At 72.9% G+C, this 17,467-nt stretch carries 15 protein-coding genes; 10 read left to right on the top strand and 5 right to left on the bottom strand.

The window, feature by feature from the left end; genetic code table 11:
- Positions 1 to 8: 8 nt before the first annotated feature.
- The 5 genes from AB0O82_RS20565 to AB0O82_RS20545 all read left to right on the top strand — a co-directional run bounded on the left by AB0O82_RS20565 (position 9) and on the right by AB0O82_RS20545 (position 5,377).
- Positions 9 to 935, top strand: coding sequence for an ABC transporter permease (locus AB0O82_RS20565; RefSeq protein WP_363585423.1), 927 nt, complete (start codon positions 9 to 11; stop codon positions 933 to 935).
- A gap of 76 nt (positions 936 to 1,011) precedes the next feature.
- On the top strand, positions 1,012 to 1,926 hold the full coding sequence (locus tag AB0O82_RS20560; protein ID WP_363585478.1) for an ABC transporter permease: 915 nt from the start codon (positions 1,012 to 1,014) through the stop codon (positions 1,924 to 1,926).
- Between the two features lie 16 nt (positions 1,927 to 1,942).
- On the top strand, positions 1,943 to 2,995 hold the full coding sequence (locus AB0O82_RS20555) for an ABC transporter ATP-binding protein (RefSeq protein WP_363585422.1): 1,053 nt from the start codon (positions 1,943 to 1,945) through the stop codon (positions 2,993 to 2,995).
- Positions 2,985 to 4,169, top strand: coding sequence for a dipeptide ABC transporter ATP-binding protein (locus tag AB0O82_RS20550; protein WP_363585421.1), 1,185 nt, complete (start codon positions 2,985 to 2,987; stop codon positions 4,167 to 4,169). The genes AB0O82_RS20555 and AB0O82_RS20550 overlap by 11 nt, the downstream gene beginning before the upstream one ends.
- A gap of 158 nt (positions 4,170 to 4,327) precedes the next feature.
- Positions 4,328 to 5,377 carry an ABC transporter ATP-binding protein gene (locus tag AB0O82_RS20545; protein WP_363585420.1) on the top strand — a complete coding sequence of 350 codons (1,050 nt, stop codon included), beginning with the start codon at positions 4,328 to 4,330 and terminating at the stop codon, positions 5,375 to 5,377.
- 23 nt (positions 5,378 to 5,400) lie between these two features.
- Here the strand turns inward: AB0O82_RS20545 and AB0O82_RS20540 are convergent, their stop codons facing one another.
- The 5 genes from AB0O82_RS20540 to AB0O82_RS20520 form a co-directional block, all read right to left on the bottom strand.
- Entirely contained in the window at positions 5,401 to 7,113 is a 1,713-nt protein-coding gene (locus AB0O82_RS20540) for an ABC transporter family substrate-binding protein (protein ID WP_363585419.1), read from the bottom strand.
- A gap of 121 nt (positions 7,114 to 7,234) precedes the next feature.
- A complete protein-coding gene (locus AB0O82_RS20535) occupies positions 7,235 to 9,547 on the bottom strand; it encodes a peptidoglycan binding domain-containing protein (RefSeq protein ID WP_363585418.1) in 2,313 nt (770 codons plus the stop codon).
- 237 nt (positions 9,548 to 9,784) lie between these two features.
- A complete protein-coding gene (locus AB0O82_RS20530; protein ID WP_363585417.1) occupies positions 9,785 to 10,246 on the bottom strand; it encodes a DUF6113 family protein in 462 nt (153 codons plus the stop codon).
- A complete protein-coding gene (gene mshB, locus AB0O82_RS20525; protein WP_363585416.1) occupies positions 10,243 to 11,172 on the bottom strand; it encodes an N-acetyl-1-D-myo-inositol-2-amino-2-deoxy-alpha-D-glucopyranoside deacetylase in 930 nt (309 codons plus the stop codon). The genes AB0O82_RS20530 and mshB overlap by 4 nt, the downstream gene beginning before the upstream one ends.
- A 31-nt stretch (positions 11,173 to 11,203) precedes the next feature.
- Positions 11,204 to 11,398, bottom strand: a complete 195-nt coding sequence (locus tag AB0O82_RS20520) for a DUF2304 family protein (protein WP_063347949.1) — start codon at positions 11,396 to 11,398, stop codon at positions 11,204 to 11,206.
- Between the two features lie 311 nt (positions 11,399 to 11,709).
- Here AB0O82_RS20520 and AB0O82_RS20515 point away from each other — a divergent pair, with 311 nt between their 5' ends.
- The 5 genes from AB0O82_RS20515 (at position 11,710) to AB0O82_RS20495 (ending at position 17,371) form a co-directional block, all read left to right on the top strand.
- Positions 11,710 to 13,863, top strand: coding sequence for a prolyl oligopeptidase family serine peptidase (locus AB0O82_RS20515; RefSeq protein WP_363585415.1), 2,154 nt, complete (start codon positions 11,710 to 11,712; stop codon positions 13,861 to 13,863).
- Positions 13,864 to 14,068: 205 nt separating this feature from the next.
- Entirely contained in the window at positions 14,069 to 15,016 is a 948-nt protein-coding gene (locus tag AB0O82_RS20510) for an ABC transporter ATP-binding protein (protein WP_363585414.1), read from the top strand.
- The gene (locus AB0O82_RS20505) at positions 15,013 to 15,735 is read left to right on the top strand and encodes an ABC transporter permease (protein WP_363585413.1); all 723 of its coding nucleotides are present in this window, start codon (positions 15,013 to 15,015) and stop codon (positions 15,733 to 15,735) included. The genes AB0O82_RS20510 and AB0O82_RS20505 overlap by 4 nt, the downstream gene beginning before the upstream one ends.
- 8 nt (positions 15,736 to 15,743) lie before the next feature.
- A complete protein-coding gene (locus AB0O82_RS20500; RefSeq protein WP_363585412.1) occupies positions 15,744 to 17,006 on the top strand; it encodes a histidine kinase in 1,263 nt (420 codons plus the stop codon).
- A gap of 14 nt (positions 17,007 to 17,020) precedes the next feature.
- Positions 17,021 to 17,371, top strand: coding sequence for a hypothetical protein (locus AB0O82_RS20495; protein WP_363585411.1), 351 nt, complete (start codon positions 17,021 to 17,023; stop codon positions 17,369 to 17,371).
- The last annotated feature ends 96 nt before the right edge of the window (positions 17,372 to 17,467 follow it).

Below are 17,467 nucleotides of genomic sequence, written 5' to 3'. Positions count from 1 at the left end.
AGGCTCGGATGGGCAGTTACGTGCTGCGGCGGGTGCTGCAGATGATCCCGGTGTTCTTTGGCACCACGCTGCTGATCTTCCTGATGGTCTACACGCTGCCGGGCGACCCGGTGTCGGCGCTGTTCGGCGAGAAGGCCGCCGACCCGGCCATCGTGGCCAGCATCAAGCACAAGTACTTCCTGGACCAGCCGGTCTGGAAGCAGTACCTGCACTACATGGGGAACCTCTTCCAGGGGGACTTCGGGACGAGCTTCACCGGCCGCCCCGTCTCCGAGATCATGGCGACCGCCTTCCCGGTCACCATCCGGCTCGCGTTGATGGCCTTCGTCTTCGAAGTGGTCCTCGGCCTCGCCCTGGGTATGGCCTCCGGCCTCCGGCGCGGCAGCGTCCAGGACACCCTGGTGCTGATCCTCACCCTGGTGGTGATCTCGATCCCGGTCTTCGTGCTGGCCTACATCGCGCAGACGATCTTCGCCACCAACCTCGGCTGGGTCACCCCGACGGTGCAGGACTCCACCGACCTCTCCCAGCTGATCCTGCCCGCGATCGTGCTGGGCTCGCTCTCGCTCGCGTACGTCGCCCGGCTCACCCGGACGTCCATCGGCGAGAACCTGCGGGCCGACTACATCCGCACGGCGGTCGCCAAGGGGCTGCCCCGGCGGACCGTCATCTCCCGCCACCTGCTGCGCAACTCGCTGATCCCGGTGGTCACCTTCCTCGGCACCGACCTCGGCGCCCTGATGGGCGGGGCGATCGTCACCGAGGGCATCTTCAACGTGCAGGGCGTCGGCAACGTCCTGTACCGGGCGATCAACCAGAAGGAAGGCCCCACCGTGGTCGGCATCGTGACCGTCCTGGTGATCGTCTACCTCGTCGCCAGCCTGCTCGTCGACCTGCTCTACGCGGTCCTGGACCCGAGGATCCGCTATGCCTGACGTCCACGACGAGAACTCGTACGAGCCGCGCCCCAAGCCCGGGGTCTCGCACCTCGACTACGCCGGGGAGCAGGGCATGGCGGTCGAGCAGGAGACCCTGGTCGAGCCCGACCCGGCCAAGCGGGAGGAGGCCCGCAGCCTCTGGGGCGACGCCTGGCGGGACCTGCGCCGGCGGCCGATCTTCCTGATCTCCGCCGTGCTGATCCTGCTGCTGGTCGTCATGGCGGTCTTCCCCTGGGCGTTCACCGACGCCGACCCGCGCAAGGCCGACCTGATCCACGACTACCTCAGGCGGCCGGACTGGACGGACTTCTTCGGTGCCGGCTGGTTCGGCTACGACGGGCAGGGCCGGTCGATCTACGCCCGGGTGGTGTACGGCGCCCGCGCCTCGATCACCGTCGGCATCTGCGTGACCCTGTCGGTCACCGTGCTCGGCGGACTGGCCGGCATGGTCGCCGGCTACTTCGGCGGCGCCGTCGACGCGGTGATCTCCCGGATCACCGACATCTTCTTCGGCCTCCCACTGCTGCTCGGCGCCCTGGTGCTGCTGAACGCCTTCACCACCCGAACGGTGTGGAGCGTGGTCATCGCGCTGGCCTTCCTCGGCTGGACCCAGATCGCCCGCGTCATGCGCGGCGCCGTGCTGACCGTCAAACAGTCCGACTACGTGGTGGCCGGCCGGGCGCTCGGCGCCGGGACGGGGCGGCTGATGTTCCGGCACATCCTGCCGAACGCGATCGCCCCCGTGATCGTCGTCGCCACCATCGCGCTCGGCGGCTACATCGCCACCGAGGCGACGCTGAGCTTCCTCGGCATCGGTCTGCAGGACCCGACCATCTCCTGGGGCATCGACATCTCCTCCGCCCAGAAGGTGATCCGGACGGCGCCGTACGTGCTGTTCTTCCCGGCCGTGGCGCTCTCCGTCACCGTGCTGGCCTTCATCATGCTGGGCGACGCGGTGCGCGACGCCCTCGACCCGAAGCTTCGCTGAGCGAGGGGAGCGCAACGTGAGTACAGCTGTGGACGCCAGCAGGTCCGAGCGGACCGCGTCGTACGAGGGGCCACTGCTCGACGTCCGTGACCTGCACGTCGAGTTCGTCACCCGGGACGGCGTGGCCAAGGCGGTCAACGGGGTCGACTACAGCGTCCGGGCGGGGGAGACGCTCGCGGTGCTCGGCGAGTCCGGTTCGGGCAAGTCGGTGACCGCGCAGGCGATCATGGGCATCCTGGACATGCCGCCGGCCCGGATCCCGCGCGGGGAGATCCGCTTCCGCGGTCGGGACATGCTGAAGATGGGCAACGAGGAGCGGCGCAGGATCCGCGGCCAGAAGATCGCGATGATCTTCCAGGACGCGCTGTCCTCGCTCAACCCGGTGCTGACGGTGGGCTTCCAGCTCGGCGAGATGTTCCGCGCCCACCGGGGGGCGTCCCGCAAGGAGGCCAAGGACAGGGCCGTCGAACTGATGGACCGGGTGCGGATCCCGGCGGCCAAGCAGCGGGTGAACGACTACCCGCACCAGTTCTCCGGCGGCATGCGCCAGCGCATCATGATCGCCATGGCGCTGGCCCTGGAACCGGACCTGATCATCGCGGACGAGCCCACCACCGCGCTGGACGTCACCGTCCAGGCGCAGGTGATGGACCTGCTCGCGGAGCTCCAGGCGGAGTACAACATGGGCCTGATCCTGATCACCCACGACCTCGGCGTGGTCGCCGACGTCGCCGACAAGATCGCCGTGATGTACGCCGGCCGGATCGTCGAGACCGCCCCGGTGCACGAGCTGTACGCGCGCCCCGCGCACCCGTACACCCGTGGCCTGCTGGACTCCATCCCGCGGCTGGACCAGAAGGGCCAGGAGCTCTACGCCATCAAGGGCCTGCCGCCCAACCTGCTGCGGATCCCCCAGGGCTGCGCCTTCAACCCGCGCTGCCCGCGGGCGCAGGACCGCTGCCGGGCCGAGGTGCCGGAGCTGTACCCGGTCGCCGAGGACGACGGCGCCCCGCTGGCCGGGCGGGGCAGCGCCTGCTTCTTCTGGAAGGAGACCCTCCATGGCCGCTAACGGGTCCACCGCACTGGGTGCCGCGGTGCCGGAGGAGGCCGCCTTCGCCCAGGAAGTGCCGCGCGGCGAGCCGATCCTCGAAGTCCGGGACCTGGTCAAGCACTTCCCGCTGACCAAGGGCGTGCTGTTCAGGAAGCAGGTCGGCGCCGTGAAGGCCGTCGACGGGATCTCCTTCGACCTGAGGCAGGGCGAGACGCTGGGCGTCGTCGGCGAGTCCGGCTGCGGGAAGTCCACGCTGGCCAAGGTGCTGATGAACCTGGAGCCGGCCACCGGGGGATCGGTCCGCTACAAGGGCGAGGAGATCTCCCGGCTGTCCGGGTCGGCGCTGAAGGCCGTCCGCCGCAACATCCAGATGGTGTTCCAGGACCCGTACACCTCGCTGAACCCGCGCATGACGGTCGGCGACATCATCGGGGAGCCCTTCGAGATCCACCCCGAGGTGGCGCCCAAGGGGGACCGCCGCAAGGCCGTCCAGGACCTGCTGGACGTGGTCGGGCTCAACCCCGAGTACATCAACCGCTATCCGCACCAGTTCTCCGGCGGGCAGCGTCAGCGCATCGGCATCGCAAGGGGGTTGGCGCTCAGGCCGGAGATCATCATCTGTGACGAGCCGGTCTCCGCGCTGGACGTGTCGGTGCAGGCGCAGGTGATCAACCTGCTGGACAAGCTGCAGGGGGAGTTCAACCTCTCGTACATGTTCATCGCGCACGACCTCTCCATCGTCCGGCACATCTCGGACCGGGTCGGCGTGATGTACCTCGGCAAGATGGTCGAGATCGGCAGCGATGCCGAGATCTACGACCACGCCACCCACCCGTACACCCAGGCGCTGCTCTCCGCCGTCCCCGTGCCGGACCCGACGGCCAGGGAGTCGCGGGACCGGATCGTGCTCACCGGGGACGTGCCCTCGCCGGCCAACCCGCCGTCCGGCTGCCGCTTCCGCACCCGCTGCTGGAAGGCGCAGGACCGCTGCGCGGCCGAGATCCCGCTGCTCGCCTCGCCGTCCTGGCTGGGCGGGGCGGCCCGGCACGACTCGGCGTGTCACTTCGCGGCGGAGCGCGAAATCGGGCAGAGCGCGGCGGAGCGCGAGATCGGGCAGAGCGCGGCGGAGCGCGAGATGGGGCAGAGCGCGGCGGAGCGCGAGGTCGGGCAGGGCGGTACCGAGCCCGGTTAGCGGCTCGCGAGACCCAGGGCGCGCCCCCGCACCGGGGGTGCGCCCTTTCTTGTGATGGAAAAGAGACGTGCCGCGCGATTCCGCAAGTGGGGTCGGGTCGTTGATAGTTGCTCTGCGCGTACAGGTGCTCGCCGCTGCGCTGGGGGAGGGCTGCTCGGATGGACATGGTGGAGGTGATCGGCGGCGGTCGGGAGAACCTGGTGCCCGGGACCCCGCTGCTGGAGGTCGACGACCTGCACGTCGAGTTCCGTACCCGGGACGGCGTGGCCAGGGCCGTCAACGGGGTGAGCTACTCGGTGTCGGCCGGGGAGACGCTGGCGGTGCTGGGTGAGTCCGGTTCGGGCAAGTCGGTGACCGCGCAGGCGATCATGGGCATCCTGGACACGCCGCCCGGGCGGATCACCGGCGGGCGGATCCTCTACCGCGGCGAGGACCTGCTGACCATGGGCTCCAGGGCCCGGCGGTTCGTCCGGGGCCAGAAGATCGCGATGATCTTCCAGGACGCGCTGTCCTCGCTCAACCCGGTGCTCAGCGTGGGGTACCAGCTCGGCGAGATGTTCCAGGTGCACCGCGGCGCCAGCCGCAAGGAGGCCAGGGAGAGGGCCATCGAGCTGATGGACCGGGTGCGGATCCCGGCGGCCAGGCAGCGCGTCGGCGACTACCCGCACCAGTTCTCCGGCGGCATGCGCCAGCGCATCATGATCGCCATGGCGCTCTCCATGGAGCCGGACCTGATCATCGCGGACGAGCCCACCACCGCGCTGGACGTCACCGTGCAGGCCCAGGTGATGGACCTGCTGGCCGAGTTGCAGCACGAGTTCCACATGGGGCTGATCCTGATCACCCACGACCTCGGCGTGGTCGCCGACGTCGCGGACACGATCGCGGTGATGTACGCGGGCCGGATCGTCGAGACGGCCCCGGTGCGCGACCTGTACGCGCGCCCCGCCCACCCGTACACCCGGGGACTGCTCGACTCGATCCCGCGGCTGGACCAGAAGGGGCAGAACCTCCACGCCATCAAGGGCCTGCCGCCCAGCCTCCTGGAGATCCCGCAGGGCTGCGCGTTCAACCCGCGCTGCGACCGGGTGCAGGACCGCTGCCTGAGCGAACTCCCGCCGCTGGTGCCGATGGTGGACGCCGAGGGCGCCGAGCTGCCGGGCCGTCGCAGCGCCTGCCACTTCTGGCGGGAGACCCTGCACGGCTGAGGGCGCCGGGGCGCCGCCGGCGCCTACCGCTCGAAGCCGACGTTCTCCCAGACGATGTCGGACAGCCCCTGGGCGCCGATGTTGGCGAGGTTGGCGCGGGCGCCGTACAGCTGCGGGCGCTGGTAGAGCGGCAGCACGCCGGCCACCTTCCACAGCTCGCCGTCGGCCTGGTTGATCGCCTCGGAGGCGGTGGCCGCGTCGGGTGCGGCGGCGGCCCGGTCGAGGGCGGCGTCCACCGCCGGGCTGCCCGTGCCGACGTGGTTGGTGCCGCCGTTCTGGACGAAGTCGGCGCGGTTGCCGCTGGCCGGGAAGGGCGTTCCGAGCAGCGAGTACGCGGTGATGTCGAAGTCGCCGCGGTTGACGTACTTGTCGAAGAACTCGTTGGCGGCGGAGGTGACCGTGGTGACCTTGACGCCGACGTCCTTGAGCGTCCTGGTGGCGCTGTCGGCCTCGCTCTGCGCCTGGGTGACGCCGGCCGGGATGACCATCCGCAGGTTCAGCTCGCGGCCGTTGCGCTTGCGGACGTCGCCGTCGAGCCGCCAGCCGGCCGCGTCCAGCTTGCGGGCGGCCTCGGCGGGGTCGTAGCGGCTGAGGCCGAGGGAGTTGTCCCGGTAGGCGTTCTGGTTGGCGACCAGCAGGTGGTTGTTGAGCGGGGCGGCTGGCCAGTCCAGGCCGTTCAGGTCGGAGCGGATGACGGCGTCCCGGTTGATGGCCTGGAAGACGGCCTGGCGGACGGTCGCGTCGCTGAGCGCCGGGGTGCGGGCGTTGAGGGTGAGCTGGCGGAAGTCGGGCCCGCCGGCCCGGCGGACGGCGGCGCCCTTGGTGCTCTTGATGGTCTGGTAGCCGGCGACGTCCGGGCCGTTGTTGAAGAGGTCGATCTCGCCCTTGGCGAAGGCGGGGGCCATGGCGTTGGGCAGCATGGCGTGGAAGACGATCCGGTCCAGCAGCGGCTTGTCGCCCCACCAGGCGGGGTCGGCGACCAGCGTGATGGTCTGGGCGGCGCGGTCCAGCCGTTCGACCTTGAACGGGCCGGCGGTGACCGGGATCGCGTCCAGGTAGGCGGAGTTGAACAGCTCCGGGGTGGCTAGCCGGCTCGCGGGCAGCAGCGGGGCGTTGGCGGCGCCGTTGAACATCGACTGCCACTCGGAGAACGGCCGGTCGAAGGTCATCACCGCCTGGAAGTCGTCCTTGCCCCGCTCGACCGAGGAGACCTGTTCGAAGCCGGTGTTGCTGGCGGGCCGGTAGGCCGGGTCCTTCCCGTTCAGCGCCCGCCAGTTGGCTTCGAGGTCGCGCCAGGTGATCGGGGTGCCGTCGGACCAGTGGGCCTTCGGGTTGAGCGTCCAGACGACGACCTGCCGGCCGTCCCGCAGCTCCGCGTGGGCGTCTTGCAGGTAGGCCGGGTTGGCGGTCTGGGTGCCGGCCGCGTCGGAGCGGAAGAAGGTCGGCAGCAGCGGCTTGCTGACGCTGATCGTCGAGGACTCGCTGCCGTCGGTCTGGATCGGCGACCACTGGCGGGAGAACTGGGCGATCGCCAGGTGCAGGGTGCCGCCCTGGCGCAGCTGGGAGCGCTCGCGCGGGTTGACGTCGATCGAGGTGAGCTTGGGGGCCCCGGTGGCGGACGGCCCGTCCGCGGCGGCGCCACCCTGGCCGGAGGCGCACGAACAGAGCGTCAGTGAGAGCGACAGGGCGGTGAGACCGGCGAGCAGAGCCGTCCGGTGCTGGAGGCGGCGGCTCATCGGCGTGCTCCCCGAGGTGGCTGTGGCGGAAGGTGTGGCGTCACATCTTGCTGACCGGGAGGGGGAGTTGTCGAGGGGCGGGCCGGATGCCGGCCCGCCCCCCGATCGGTGCGGTCGCTGCTCAGGCGACGGTGAACTTGAAGGTGCGGTCCTTCTCGCCGGTCTTGTCGAGCAGCGAGGTGACGGCGTCCGCGACGTCCTGCGGGGTGATCGCGGCGTTCTGGCCGTTCTTCTTGACCTTCACCTTGTCGAACACGCTGCCCAGCTGGCCGTTCAGCGCGTCGAGGTCCCACTTGGGCACGATCTTGCCGGAGGCGTCCGGGACGAGCGTGAGCGTCTTGGCGGCGACCTGCTTGCCGAAGATCCACTTCTTGGCGCCGGCCAGGACGTACACGTTGCCGTTGAGCGCGGACTTGCCGAGGCTGTCCGCGGCGGCTTGCAGGGCCTGCGGGGAGACCTTGGGCTGGGCGGCCGTCACGGCGAGCGCGATCGGCTGCTCGGGCTTGCCGGCGGCGCGGTCGCGGTAGGCCTGCTCGACCACGTCGAGGGCGCTCGCCGAGTCGACGGCCTGGCCGGCCCGGCCGGGCACCACGACCGGGTCGCCGTTGTCGGCGAACTTGACGTAGCCCTCCTGAAGGCCCTGGCCCGAGCCGGAGGCCAGGGTGTCCAGGGCGGCCTTGAGCTTGGCCCGGTCCACCTTGACGTCCGGTGCGACCGCCTTGGTGCCGCCCTTCAGCGACTTGATGACGTCGACCGGGCTGTAGCTGTGCTGGGCGAGGCCGTCCACGGTGCCCGTGGTGTCGAAGCTCAGCCCGGCGACGGTCGGGTCGAGGTTCAGCGCCTGGTCGCCGACCTTCAGCTTGAGCGGCTGCTGGCCGGTCTTGCCGACGGTCTCGTCGAGCTGGTGGATCGCCTGGTCGCGGCTGTTGCCGCCGATGTCGGTGCCGAGCACCACGGTGCCCTTGGGGATGTCGGACTGGTTGAGCATCAGGCCGGTGCCGTACGCGGCGGCGCCGAGGAACAGCACGAAGCCGAAGCCGTACACGCCCAGCTTGACCAGCTTCTTGCCGGCGCTGGCCTTCGGCTTGGCCTTGCCCTTGGTCTTGGCGGGCGCGGGCGCGGGCGCGGGCGCGGGCGCGGACTCGGTCCTGGCCGGCTGCGGTGCGGGCCGGGGGCCCGGGGCGGGGGTCGGCAGCGGGGTGAACTCGGTGGCCTCCGGGTCCGGTCCGGGCTGCTGCGGGTGCCCGGGGGCGGTACCGGGGGCGCCGGGGAAGAGCCCGCCGGGGGCCGGGTGGGCGAAGGCGTCCTGGCCCGGTGCGGCGGGGCGCTGGGCGGCGAACGGGTCGGCACCGGCCGGGGCCGAGGCGAACAGGCCGGGCTGCGGGCGGGCTTCGCCGCCGTGCGCGGCGCCGTTCTGCGGCAGGCCCGGTATGGCGGCGGGCGGCGGGGTGCCCTCGCGGATCGGCTCGAAGCCGTCGACCGAGGTGTCCTCCGGGTCCGTCGCGCCGGCCGCCGGGCCCTGCGGGCGGGCGCCCGGGCGCGGGCCCTGCTGCGGCCGTCCGTCGGACTGCCGGCCGTTGCGCCGGCCGCCGTTCTGCTGGGCGTCCTGCTGCGGGCGGTCGTCGCGCCGGCCGCGGGCTCCAGCCGTGGGCGCCATCGGGGCGAACGGGTCGGCGGTGGGCGGCGCGAAGGGGGAGGCGGCCTCGTACACGCCGGGCTCCTCCGCCGGGGCCTGCGCACCGTTCGGATTCGGGGCCGGGTTCGGGGCCTGGGCCTGGGCGGGCACCGGTCGGCCGTTCGGACGGGCCGCGCCCTGGGCGGGGCGGGCACCGTTCAGGCGGGCGCCGGGGGCCGGGGCGGCCGTCGGCCGGGGCTCGGCGGCGGCGGGCGCGGCCGGGGCCTCCGGCGCGCCCGGGGTGTTCGGGGCACCGGCCGGTACGGCGGTCGGCGCCGGCTCGGCCTTCTTCTGCCGGGGCCGGAACCAGGCGCCGGTGGACTCGGCCTCGGACGTCGCCGGCGGGATCGGCGGGACCTGCCACTCCGGCGGCAGTTCCGGCGGGGTGGCCGTGCGGGCGCCGCCCTCCATCAACCCGAGGACGGGGGAGGAGGGCGCGGACCGGTGCCGCGGGCCGCCCGGCTCGGGGACGGCCGCCGGGGCCTCCTCGCCCGGGCCGTCCTCGTTCTTGACGGTGCTGCGGACCACGACCGGCGGGATCGGGCGCGACCCGGGGATGTTGATCCGGACCCGGGTCGTCAGGGTGGTCTCGGTCTTCGGGCCGTCGTCCTCGCCGCCCGACGCGGCGCCCTGGGCGGCACCGGCCCGGTCGCCGCCCGGGAGCCCCGGTGTGCCGTAGGGCGGGGTGCCCGACGGGTAGGCGTCCGGACCCGTACGCCGGGGCGTCGGGTGGGCGTTGTCAGATTCGCGGCTGCTCAATGCTGCTCTGCTCCGGGTTCGCGGGCGGGCCGTGCGGCGCGACCGCGGTTCGTGGTCGCCGGGCCTGGGCGGGCGGCGGTCGGGTACGGCGTTCTGCGGGACCACCATACTGGGAAGAACAGAGCGGCGAACGGCTTCGGACAGATCCTGATACGTCCGGTTCCTCCGGTATGAGAGTACGGCCGCGCGCTCCTGACTGCGCGTCGTGCGCGGTGCGTACGTGCCCCGCGGGCGGGTTCAGCGCGGCGGGCCGGGCACGCCCGGGAACCAGCTGCCGCGGGTCGGCAGGGTGGCGCAGATCACGCCCAGGACCGAGCCGCCGAACAGCCAGCCGAGCGAGGTGGCGTTGGACCACAGCACGTTGTCGCCCTCCGGCCGGGGCACGATCACCAGCAGCATCGCCATGAACCAGCCGGCCGCGGGCAGTGCCGCGCCCAGCCGGGTGCCGGTGACCCGTAGGCCGCCGTAGAAGGTGGCGCCGGTCGCCGCGAGCGCCAGCAGGACCCCCACGGGCGGCCACAAGGCCTGCACGAAGGATCCGCAGACCGACACCGCGACACCCAGCAGGAAGAACAGGACGTAGGCCGCGATCCGGGCGGCGCGCGGGGGCTGAGGCTCGGCCAGCCGTTCCCCGCGGGTGCCGAGGACGGCCGCCGGGAACGAGCGGCGCGGCGGCCGGGCGGCGGCGGGCTCGGTCATCGGACGCTCTCCTCGGCGGTGGCGGTGGCGGTGGGCAGCGGGTCGGCGGCGGGCGACAGCCCCGCGAACAGGTCGTCCTCGGGCCGTTCCGGCCCGGCCTGGCCGCGTACCAGCTGGTAGTACTCGGTGGCGACCAGCGGCTGGCCGAGGTCGTTGGAGAGCGCGAAGAAGGCGCCGTCCACGGTGATCTGAGTGGCGTGCGCGGCCATCGCGGCGGCCTTGCGCCCGGCGTACGCGGAGCCGTCCAGCACGGTGGTGACCACCTCGTCGGCCACCACCCCGGGAACGTCGGCGGGCCGGGCCGTCCCGGGGAAGGACGCCCGGGCGGCGGTCTCGGCGAGCCCGGCCTCGATCACCGAGCGGGGCATCCGGTTCCAGTACACCTTGGCGATCCGCCAGGCCGGGCCCAGCTCCGGGCGGTGCGCCGGATCGGCCGCCAGCTCGTACGCGCGCATCGCGACCCGGTGCGCCTGGATGTGGTCCGGGTGCCCGTAGCCGCCGTTCTCGTCGTAGGTGACCAGCACCTGCGGCCGGACCTCGCGGACCACCGCGACCAGGTGGCCGGCCGCCTCGTCGAGGTCGGCCCGCCAGAAGCAGCCGGGCACGTCGTTGTCGGGCAGGCCCATCATCCCGGAGTCGCGGTAGCGGCCAGGGCCGCCGAGGAAGCGGAGGTCGGTGACGCCGAGCGCGCGCATCGCCGCGGTCAGCTCGCCGATCCGGTACGCGCCGAGGGTGCCTTCCCGATCGGCCGTCAGATGGGCCAGCCCGGGCGGGATCACCTCGCCGCCCTCGCCGAGGGTGCAGGTCACCAGGGTGACCTGGGCGCCCTCGGCGGCGTACCGGGCCATGGTGGCGCCGTTGCCGATCGACTCGTCGTCGGGGTGGGCGTGCACCAGGAGCAGGCGGCGGCCGGTAGTCGCGGTCATGGGAGGAAGCCTAACGACCGCCGTGGCGGGGTCAGAGCTTCAGGCCGTTGATCATCCCGGCGAGGTTGCTGGTGACCTGGCTGATCGACGGCGCGATCGAGCTGGACGCCAGGTAGAAGCCGAGCAGCGCGCAGATGATCGCGTGCGCGAGCTTCAGCCCGGAGCGGCGGATCAGTACCACCACGATGACCAGCATCAGCATGGCTGCGGAGACGGACAAAGCCATGTCGGCTCACACCCCTTCTCGGGTGCGCCACCCCCTGGGGAGGGTGACGGTGGGACCGTACGGGACTTGCGGTCGGGCGACCGTGGCCGGGACGGGCCCGACGATCACTCGCCCGACCAGTCATACCCGATGAGTAAGGGGAGCATTACATTCGGTGAGTCTCCACACGCCGGGGTACGGAGGCACTCGTAGGGCGCATGGGCCGGTCGGAGGGGGTATGGGCGCCTTTGGGGCGTACTCGGGAACGATGCTCCGAACGAGTGATCACCGGCGCCCGGCAGCGGGAGTACGGCGTCGTAGGGTCTGGTGCCATGACCTCCCACACCCCTGCGGACACCTTCCCCCGGCAGTACGCGCGGACCCTGCGCTACACCGTCGGCGCGCCCCGCTCCTTCTCCGTCGCACCGGACGGCTCGCGGGTCGTCTTCCTGCGCTCCCGATCGGGCGGCGACCGGGCCAACCTGCTCTGGACCCTCGACACCGCCACCGGCGAGGAGCGGATCGCCGCCGACCCGGCCGTGCTGCTCGGCGGCGGCGAGGAGGACCTCTCGCCCGCCGAGAAGGCCCGCCGCGAGCGCAGCCGCGAAGGCTCGGCCGGCATCGTCGGCTACGCCCTGGACGCGGCCGGCCGGCTGGCCGCCTTCGCCCTCTCCGGCCGGCTGTTCACCGCCGACCTGGCCACCGGCGCCACCGCTGAACTGCCCGCCCAGGGCCCGCTGCTGGACCCGCGGGTCTCCCCGGACGGCAGCCACGTCGCCTACGCCAACACCGCCGGCGAACTGCGCCTCACCCGCGCCGACGGCACCGCCGACCGGGTGCTCGCCGAGCCCGACGGCCCGAACGTCACCTGGGGGCAGGCCGAGTTCATCGCCCAGGAGGAGATGAGCCGCGATCGGGGCTTCTGGTGGTCCCCCGACGGCGACCGGCTGCTGGTCGAGCGCGCCGACGACACCCCGGTGCGCCGCTGGTGGATCGCCGACCCGGCCAACCCGCAGCGCGAGCCCGCCGAGGTCGCCTACCCGGCCGCCGGCACCGCCGACGCCGAGGTCGGCCTTTGGGTGCTCGACCTGGACGGCGGCCGCACCGAGGTGGTCTGGGACCGCACGGCCTTCCCGTACCTCGCCCGGGTGCACTGGTCCGCGGGCGGCGTGCCGCTGCTGCTCGTCCAGGCCCGCGACCAGCGCAGCCAGCTGGTCCTCGGCCTCGACGTGGCCACCGGCGCCACCGAGGTGCTGTTCGAGGAGCGCGACGACGCCTGGCTGGAGCTGTTCCAGGGCGTCCCGGCCTGGACCCCGGACGGCAAGCTGGTCCGGATCTCCGACGAGGGCGGCGTGCGGGCGCTGGTGATCGGCGACCAGGCCGTCACCGGGGCCGACCTGCACCTGCGCTCGGTGGTCGCCGTCACCGACGCCGAGGTGCTGTTCACCGCCTCCGGCGGCGCCGCGGAGACCGACCCCGAGCCCGGCTGGATCGCCGTCGGCCGGATCAGCCACGACGGCAAGCGGCTCGGCTGGGAGTCCGCCAACGGCCGTCCGTTCACCTCCGTCACCAGCGCCGTGCACGCGGGCGGGATCACCGTGCGCGCCACCGCCGAGCCCGACCTGCCCGGCACCCTCGTCCAGGTCGCCCGCGACCTGCCCGAAGGCGTGGTCGTCGACGACGTCGCCACCATCGCCTCCTACGCCGAGACCCCGGTCATCACCGCCCGCCCGGTGTTCCGCTTCGCCGGCGAGCGCCGCATCCCGGCCGCGGTCTTCCTGCCCACCGGCTACGACCGCGAGCGGGACGGCCTGCTGCCCGTCCTGATGGACCCGTACGGCGGCCCGCACGGCCAGCGCGTCGTCCAGGCGCACAACCCGCACCTCAACTCGCAGTGGTTCGCCGACCAGGGCTTCGCCGTGGTCGTCGCCGACGGGCGCGGCACCCCCGGCCGCAGCCCGGCCTGGGAGAAGTCCATCGCCTTCGACTTCGCCGGGGCCACCCTCGACGACCAGGCCGACGCGTTGCAGGCGCTCGCCGAGGAGTTCCCGCTGGACCTCGGCCGGGTCGCCATCCGCGGCTGGTCGTACGGCGGCTACCTCTCCGCGCTCGCCGTGCTGCGCCGCCCCGACGTCTTCCACGCGGCCGTCGCCGGCGCGCCGGTGACCGACTGGGAGCTGTACGACACCCACTACACCGAGCGCTACCTCGGCCACCCGGCCGAGCGGCCCGAGGTGTACGCGGCCAACTCGCTGACCGGCTACGCCGCCGGGCTGGAGCGGCCGCTGATGATCATCCACGGGCTGGCGGACGACAACGTGGTCGCCGCGCACACCCTGCGGCTGTCCTCCGCGCTGCTCGCGGCCGGCCGCCCGCACACCGTGCTGCCGCTGTCCGGTGTCACGCACATGACGCCGCAGGAGGAGGTCGCGGAGAACCTGCTGCTGCTCCAGGTCGACTTCGTGAAGCGCGCGCTGGGCCTCTGACACCCAGCCTGACCTGCGGTCGTGCGGCCGGTACCCCTGACCCGGGTACCGGCCGCAGCCATGACATCCGTCATACCGAAGGCACGACGGCGGACACTGCCGCCGCACCCCGCCCGCACGGGACTCTGAGGTGGTGCGAACGACACCGATCGCGACACCGATCGCGACCACGGGCGCGACACCACCAGGGGAGAAGAGCGGGACGATGAGCACCGAAGTGGCCGCCTTCCGCGGCGTCGGCAAGAGCTACGGGCGGGTGTGCGCCGTGGACGACCTCAACCTCGTGCTGCGCCCGGGCGAGACCGTCGCCCTGCTCGGCCCGAACGGCGCCGGCAAGTCCAGCAGCCTTGACCTGCTGCTCGGCCTGCGCCAGCCCGACCAGGGCAGCGTCACGCTGTTCGGCGGCACCCCGCGGGAGGCGATCGCGGCCGGCCGGGTCGGCGCGATGCTGCAGAGCGGCGGGCTGATGGCCGACGTCAAGGTCCGCGAACTGGTCGAGCTCGCCCGCGACGTGCACCCGCGCGGCCGGTCGGTCGAGGAGGTGCTGGCCGATGCCGGGATCACCGAACTGGCCGAGCGCCGGGCCGACAAGCTGTCCGGCGGCCAGGAACAGCGGGTCCGCTTCGCGCTCGCGATCGCGGGAGACAGCGACCTGATCGTGCTGGACGAGCCCACCACCGGCATGGACGTCACCGTCCGGCAGGCGTTCTGGGCGAGCATGCGGGCGCAGGCCGACGCCGGGCGCACGGTGCTGTTCGCCACCCACTACCTGGAGGAGGCGGACTCGATCGCCGACCGCGTCCTCGTCCTGCACCGGGGCCGGCTGATCGCCGACGGCAGCTCCGCCGAGATCAAGGCGCGCGCCGGAGCCCGTCGGGTCGCCTTCGAACTCCACGACGTGGACGGTGAGTTCGACGAAGGCGTGCTGCGCCTGCTGCCGGGCGTGCAGTCCCTGGACGTCACCGCCCGGGTGCCGGGCGTGCGGACCGTCCGGATCCGCACCGCGGACGCCGACGCCAGCGTCGCCGGGCTCTACCGCGCGGGCCTGTACCCGCGCGGGCTGGAAGTCACCGGCCTCGGCCTGGAACAGGCCTTCCTGACCATCACCGGCGCGCAGGACCAGCGCGAGGACGCGAAGGAGACCGTGCGATGACCACCCTGATCCGGCTGGAGATCCTGCGGACCTTCCGCAACCGGCGCTACCTGGTCTTCACCATCGCCTTCCCGGCGCTGATGTACTTCTTCTTCACCCACGCCTACGGCTCCTCCCCACTGGCCGGCGGCCTGTCGGCGAAGACCTACTTCATGGTCTCGATGGCCACCTTCGGCGCGGTCGGCGCGGTGCTCACCGGCAGCGCGCAGCGGATCTCGCTGGAGCGCAAGAGCGGCTGGGTGCGCCAGCTGCGGCTCACCGCGCTGCCCGGCCGGGCGTACACCCTCGGCAAGATCGCCGCGAGCTCGGTGACCACGCTGCCGGCGATCCTGGTGGTCTTCGCGCTCGGCGCGGTCCAGGGCGTGTCGCTCGGTGCGGCGCAGTGGGCCGGTCTGGCGGCGGCGCTGTGGCTGGGCAGCTTCGTGTTCGCGGCGCTCGGGGTCGCGCTCGGGTACGCGGCGGCGCCGGACTCGGTGCAGACCATCGTGATGATCACCTACATGGTGATGGCGCTGTTCGGCGGGACGTGGTTCCCGGTGAGCGGCTCGCTGGAGAAGTTCGCCCGGTTCAACCCGGTATACCTGTACAACCAGCTGGCCGCGTTCACCCAGCCCGGGCACTCCCTGGACACCGGCGCGGTCGCCGGGCTGGCCGCCTTCCTCGCGGTGTTCGTCGTCGCCGCGGCGGCGCTGTACCGCCGCGACACCCGCCAGGCATGATGACCGGCATGACCGAGCCGCGCCAGACCCGCCGATCCGACGAGCAGCCGGAGGCGGGTCCGGCGCGCACGTCGTTCATGACCGTCCCGGGCTCGCCGATCGAGACCAGGCGGCAGCTGCTGGTCAAGGTCAGCTGGATGCTGCTGTGGACGATCTACCTGGCCTACCCGGTGGGCAACCTGCTGCACGGCGGGCACGGGACGGCCGCCCGGGTGTTCGGCTGGCTCTGCCTGGCGGTCTTCGTCGGCAGCTACGTCCTGCTGGTGATCTTCCGCTCGATGGTCGGGATGCGGCCCCGGGCCTGTCGGCTGATCGTCGCGATGATGGTCGTGCTCGCGAGCGTCTCGGCCTTCGTCCTCGGTGAGGCCTTCCTGACCCTCTTCACCTACGCCTCGGTGTGCGTCGCCGTGATCCTGCCGGTGCGCTACGCGCTGCCCGGTGTCGCCGCCATGGCCGCGCTCACCGCCACCGTCGGCGTGCTGAGCCACGCCGGCGGCGACACCATCCCCACCCTGGCCCTCACCTCCTTCCTCGCCGGCGCCGCGATGACCGGCATGCAGCGGCTGGTCGCCACCATGAAGGAACTGCGCGAGGCCCGCGCCGCCGTCGCCCACCTGGCCGCCTCCGAGGAACGGCTGCGCCTCTCCCGCGACCTGCACGACCTGCTCGGGCACTCGCTGTCGCTGATCACGCTGAAGAGCGAACTGGCCGGGCGGTTCATGGACGCAGGCAAGGACGAGGCGGCGCGGGCGCAGGTCGCCGACATCGAGCAGGTCGCCCGGCAGTCGCTGATCGATGTCCGGGAGGCGGTGACCGGCTTCCGCCGCCCCACCCTGCCGGTCGAACTCGCCGCCGCCCGCACCGCGCTGGCCGCCGCACAGGTCCGGCTGGAGGCCGCGCCGGAACTGGCCGACACCTGGCCGGGGCTCGCCGACGAGGAGGCGGGCGCGCTGGCCTGGGCACTGCGCGAGGCCGTCACCAACATCGTCCGGCACGGCGAGGGCGCCACCGTCTGCACCGTCACGGCCGACGAGAGCTGGGAGGGCGGCGGCGAGCGCTACGCCGTCCTGGAGATCGCCGACAACGGGCGCGGACCGGGCAAGTCCCAGCCGGGCAATGGGCTTTCGGGCCTGGAGGAGCGGCTGGCCCTGGTCGGCGGGCGGCTGGAGGCCGGGCCGGGCGAGCGGGGCCGGGGCTTCCGGCTCCGGGCCTTCGTCCCGCTGCGGATGGTCACCGCGCCGGCCGGCACGGAACCCGGCCGGTCGGGTTGACCGTCCTCCCCGGCATGGCTACCGCACTCATCCTCGGTTTCGACCCGCACACCGTCCCCGGCATGGACGGCGACGGCCTGCGGGCCGTCCTCGACGCCGAACTCGCCCGCTTCGCCGACCACGGCATCGACGCGTCGATGGCCCTGGTCGCGCCCGACGAGACGGCCGGGCCCGTGATCACCGCCGCCCTCGCCGGCCGGGACTGGGATGTCGTCGTCATCGGCGGCGGCATCCGCAAGCCCGAACCCGCCCTGCCCTTCTTCGAGCTCGTCGTCAACCTCGTCCGCCGCCACGCCCCGCAGGCCGCCATCGCCTTCAACACCAGTGGCTCCGACAGTGTCGAGGCCGCGCAGCGCTGGCTCTGACCCGCGTCCGGCGCGGGAAGTCGGCCTGGCCGACCTGGCCCGGCCGGTTTCTAATGGGCGGGGGCGCCCGCGCGGGGGGGGCGGGCGCAGCCCGGC

Origin of the sequence: Kitasatospora sp. NPDC088264 (assembly GCF_040685715.1) — a bacterium.
Classification (GTDB): domain Bacteria; phylum Actinomycetota; class Actinomycetes; order Streptomycetales; family Streptomycetaceae; genus Kitasatospora.
Note: the sequence above shows the minus strand (reverse complement) of the source record. Positions and strands in the feature narration are given on the sequence as shown.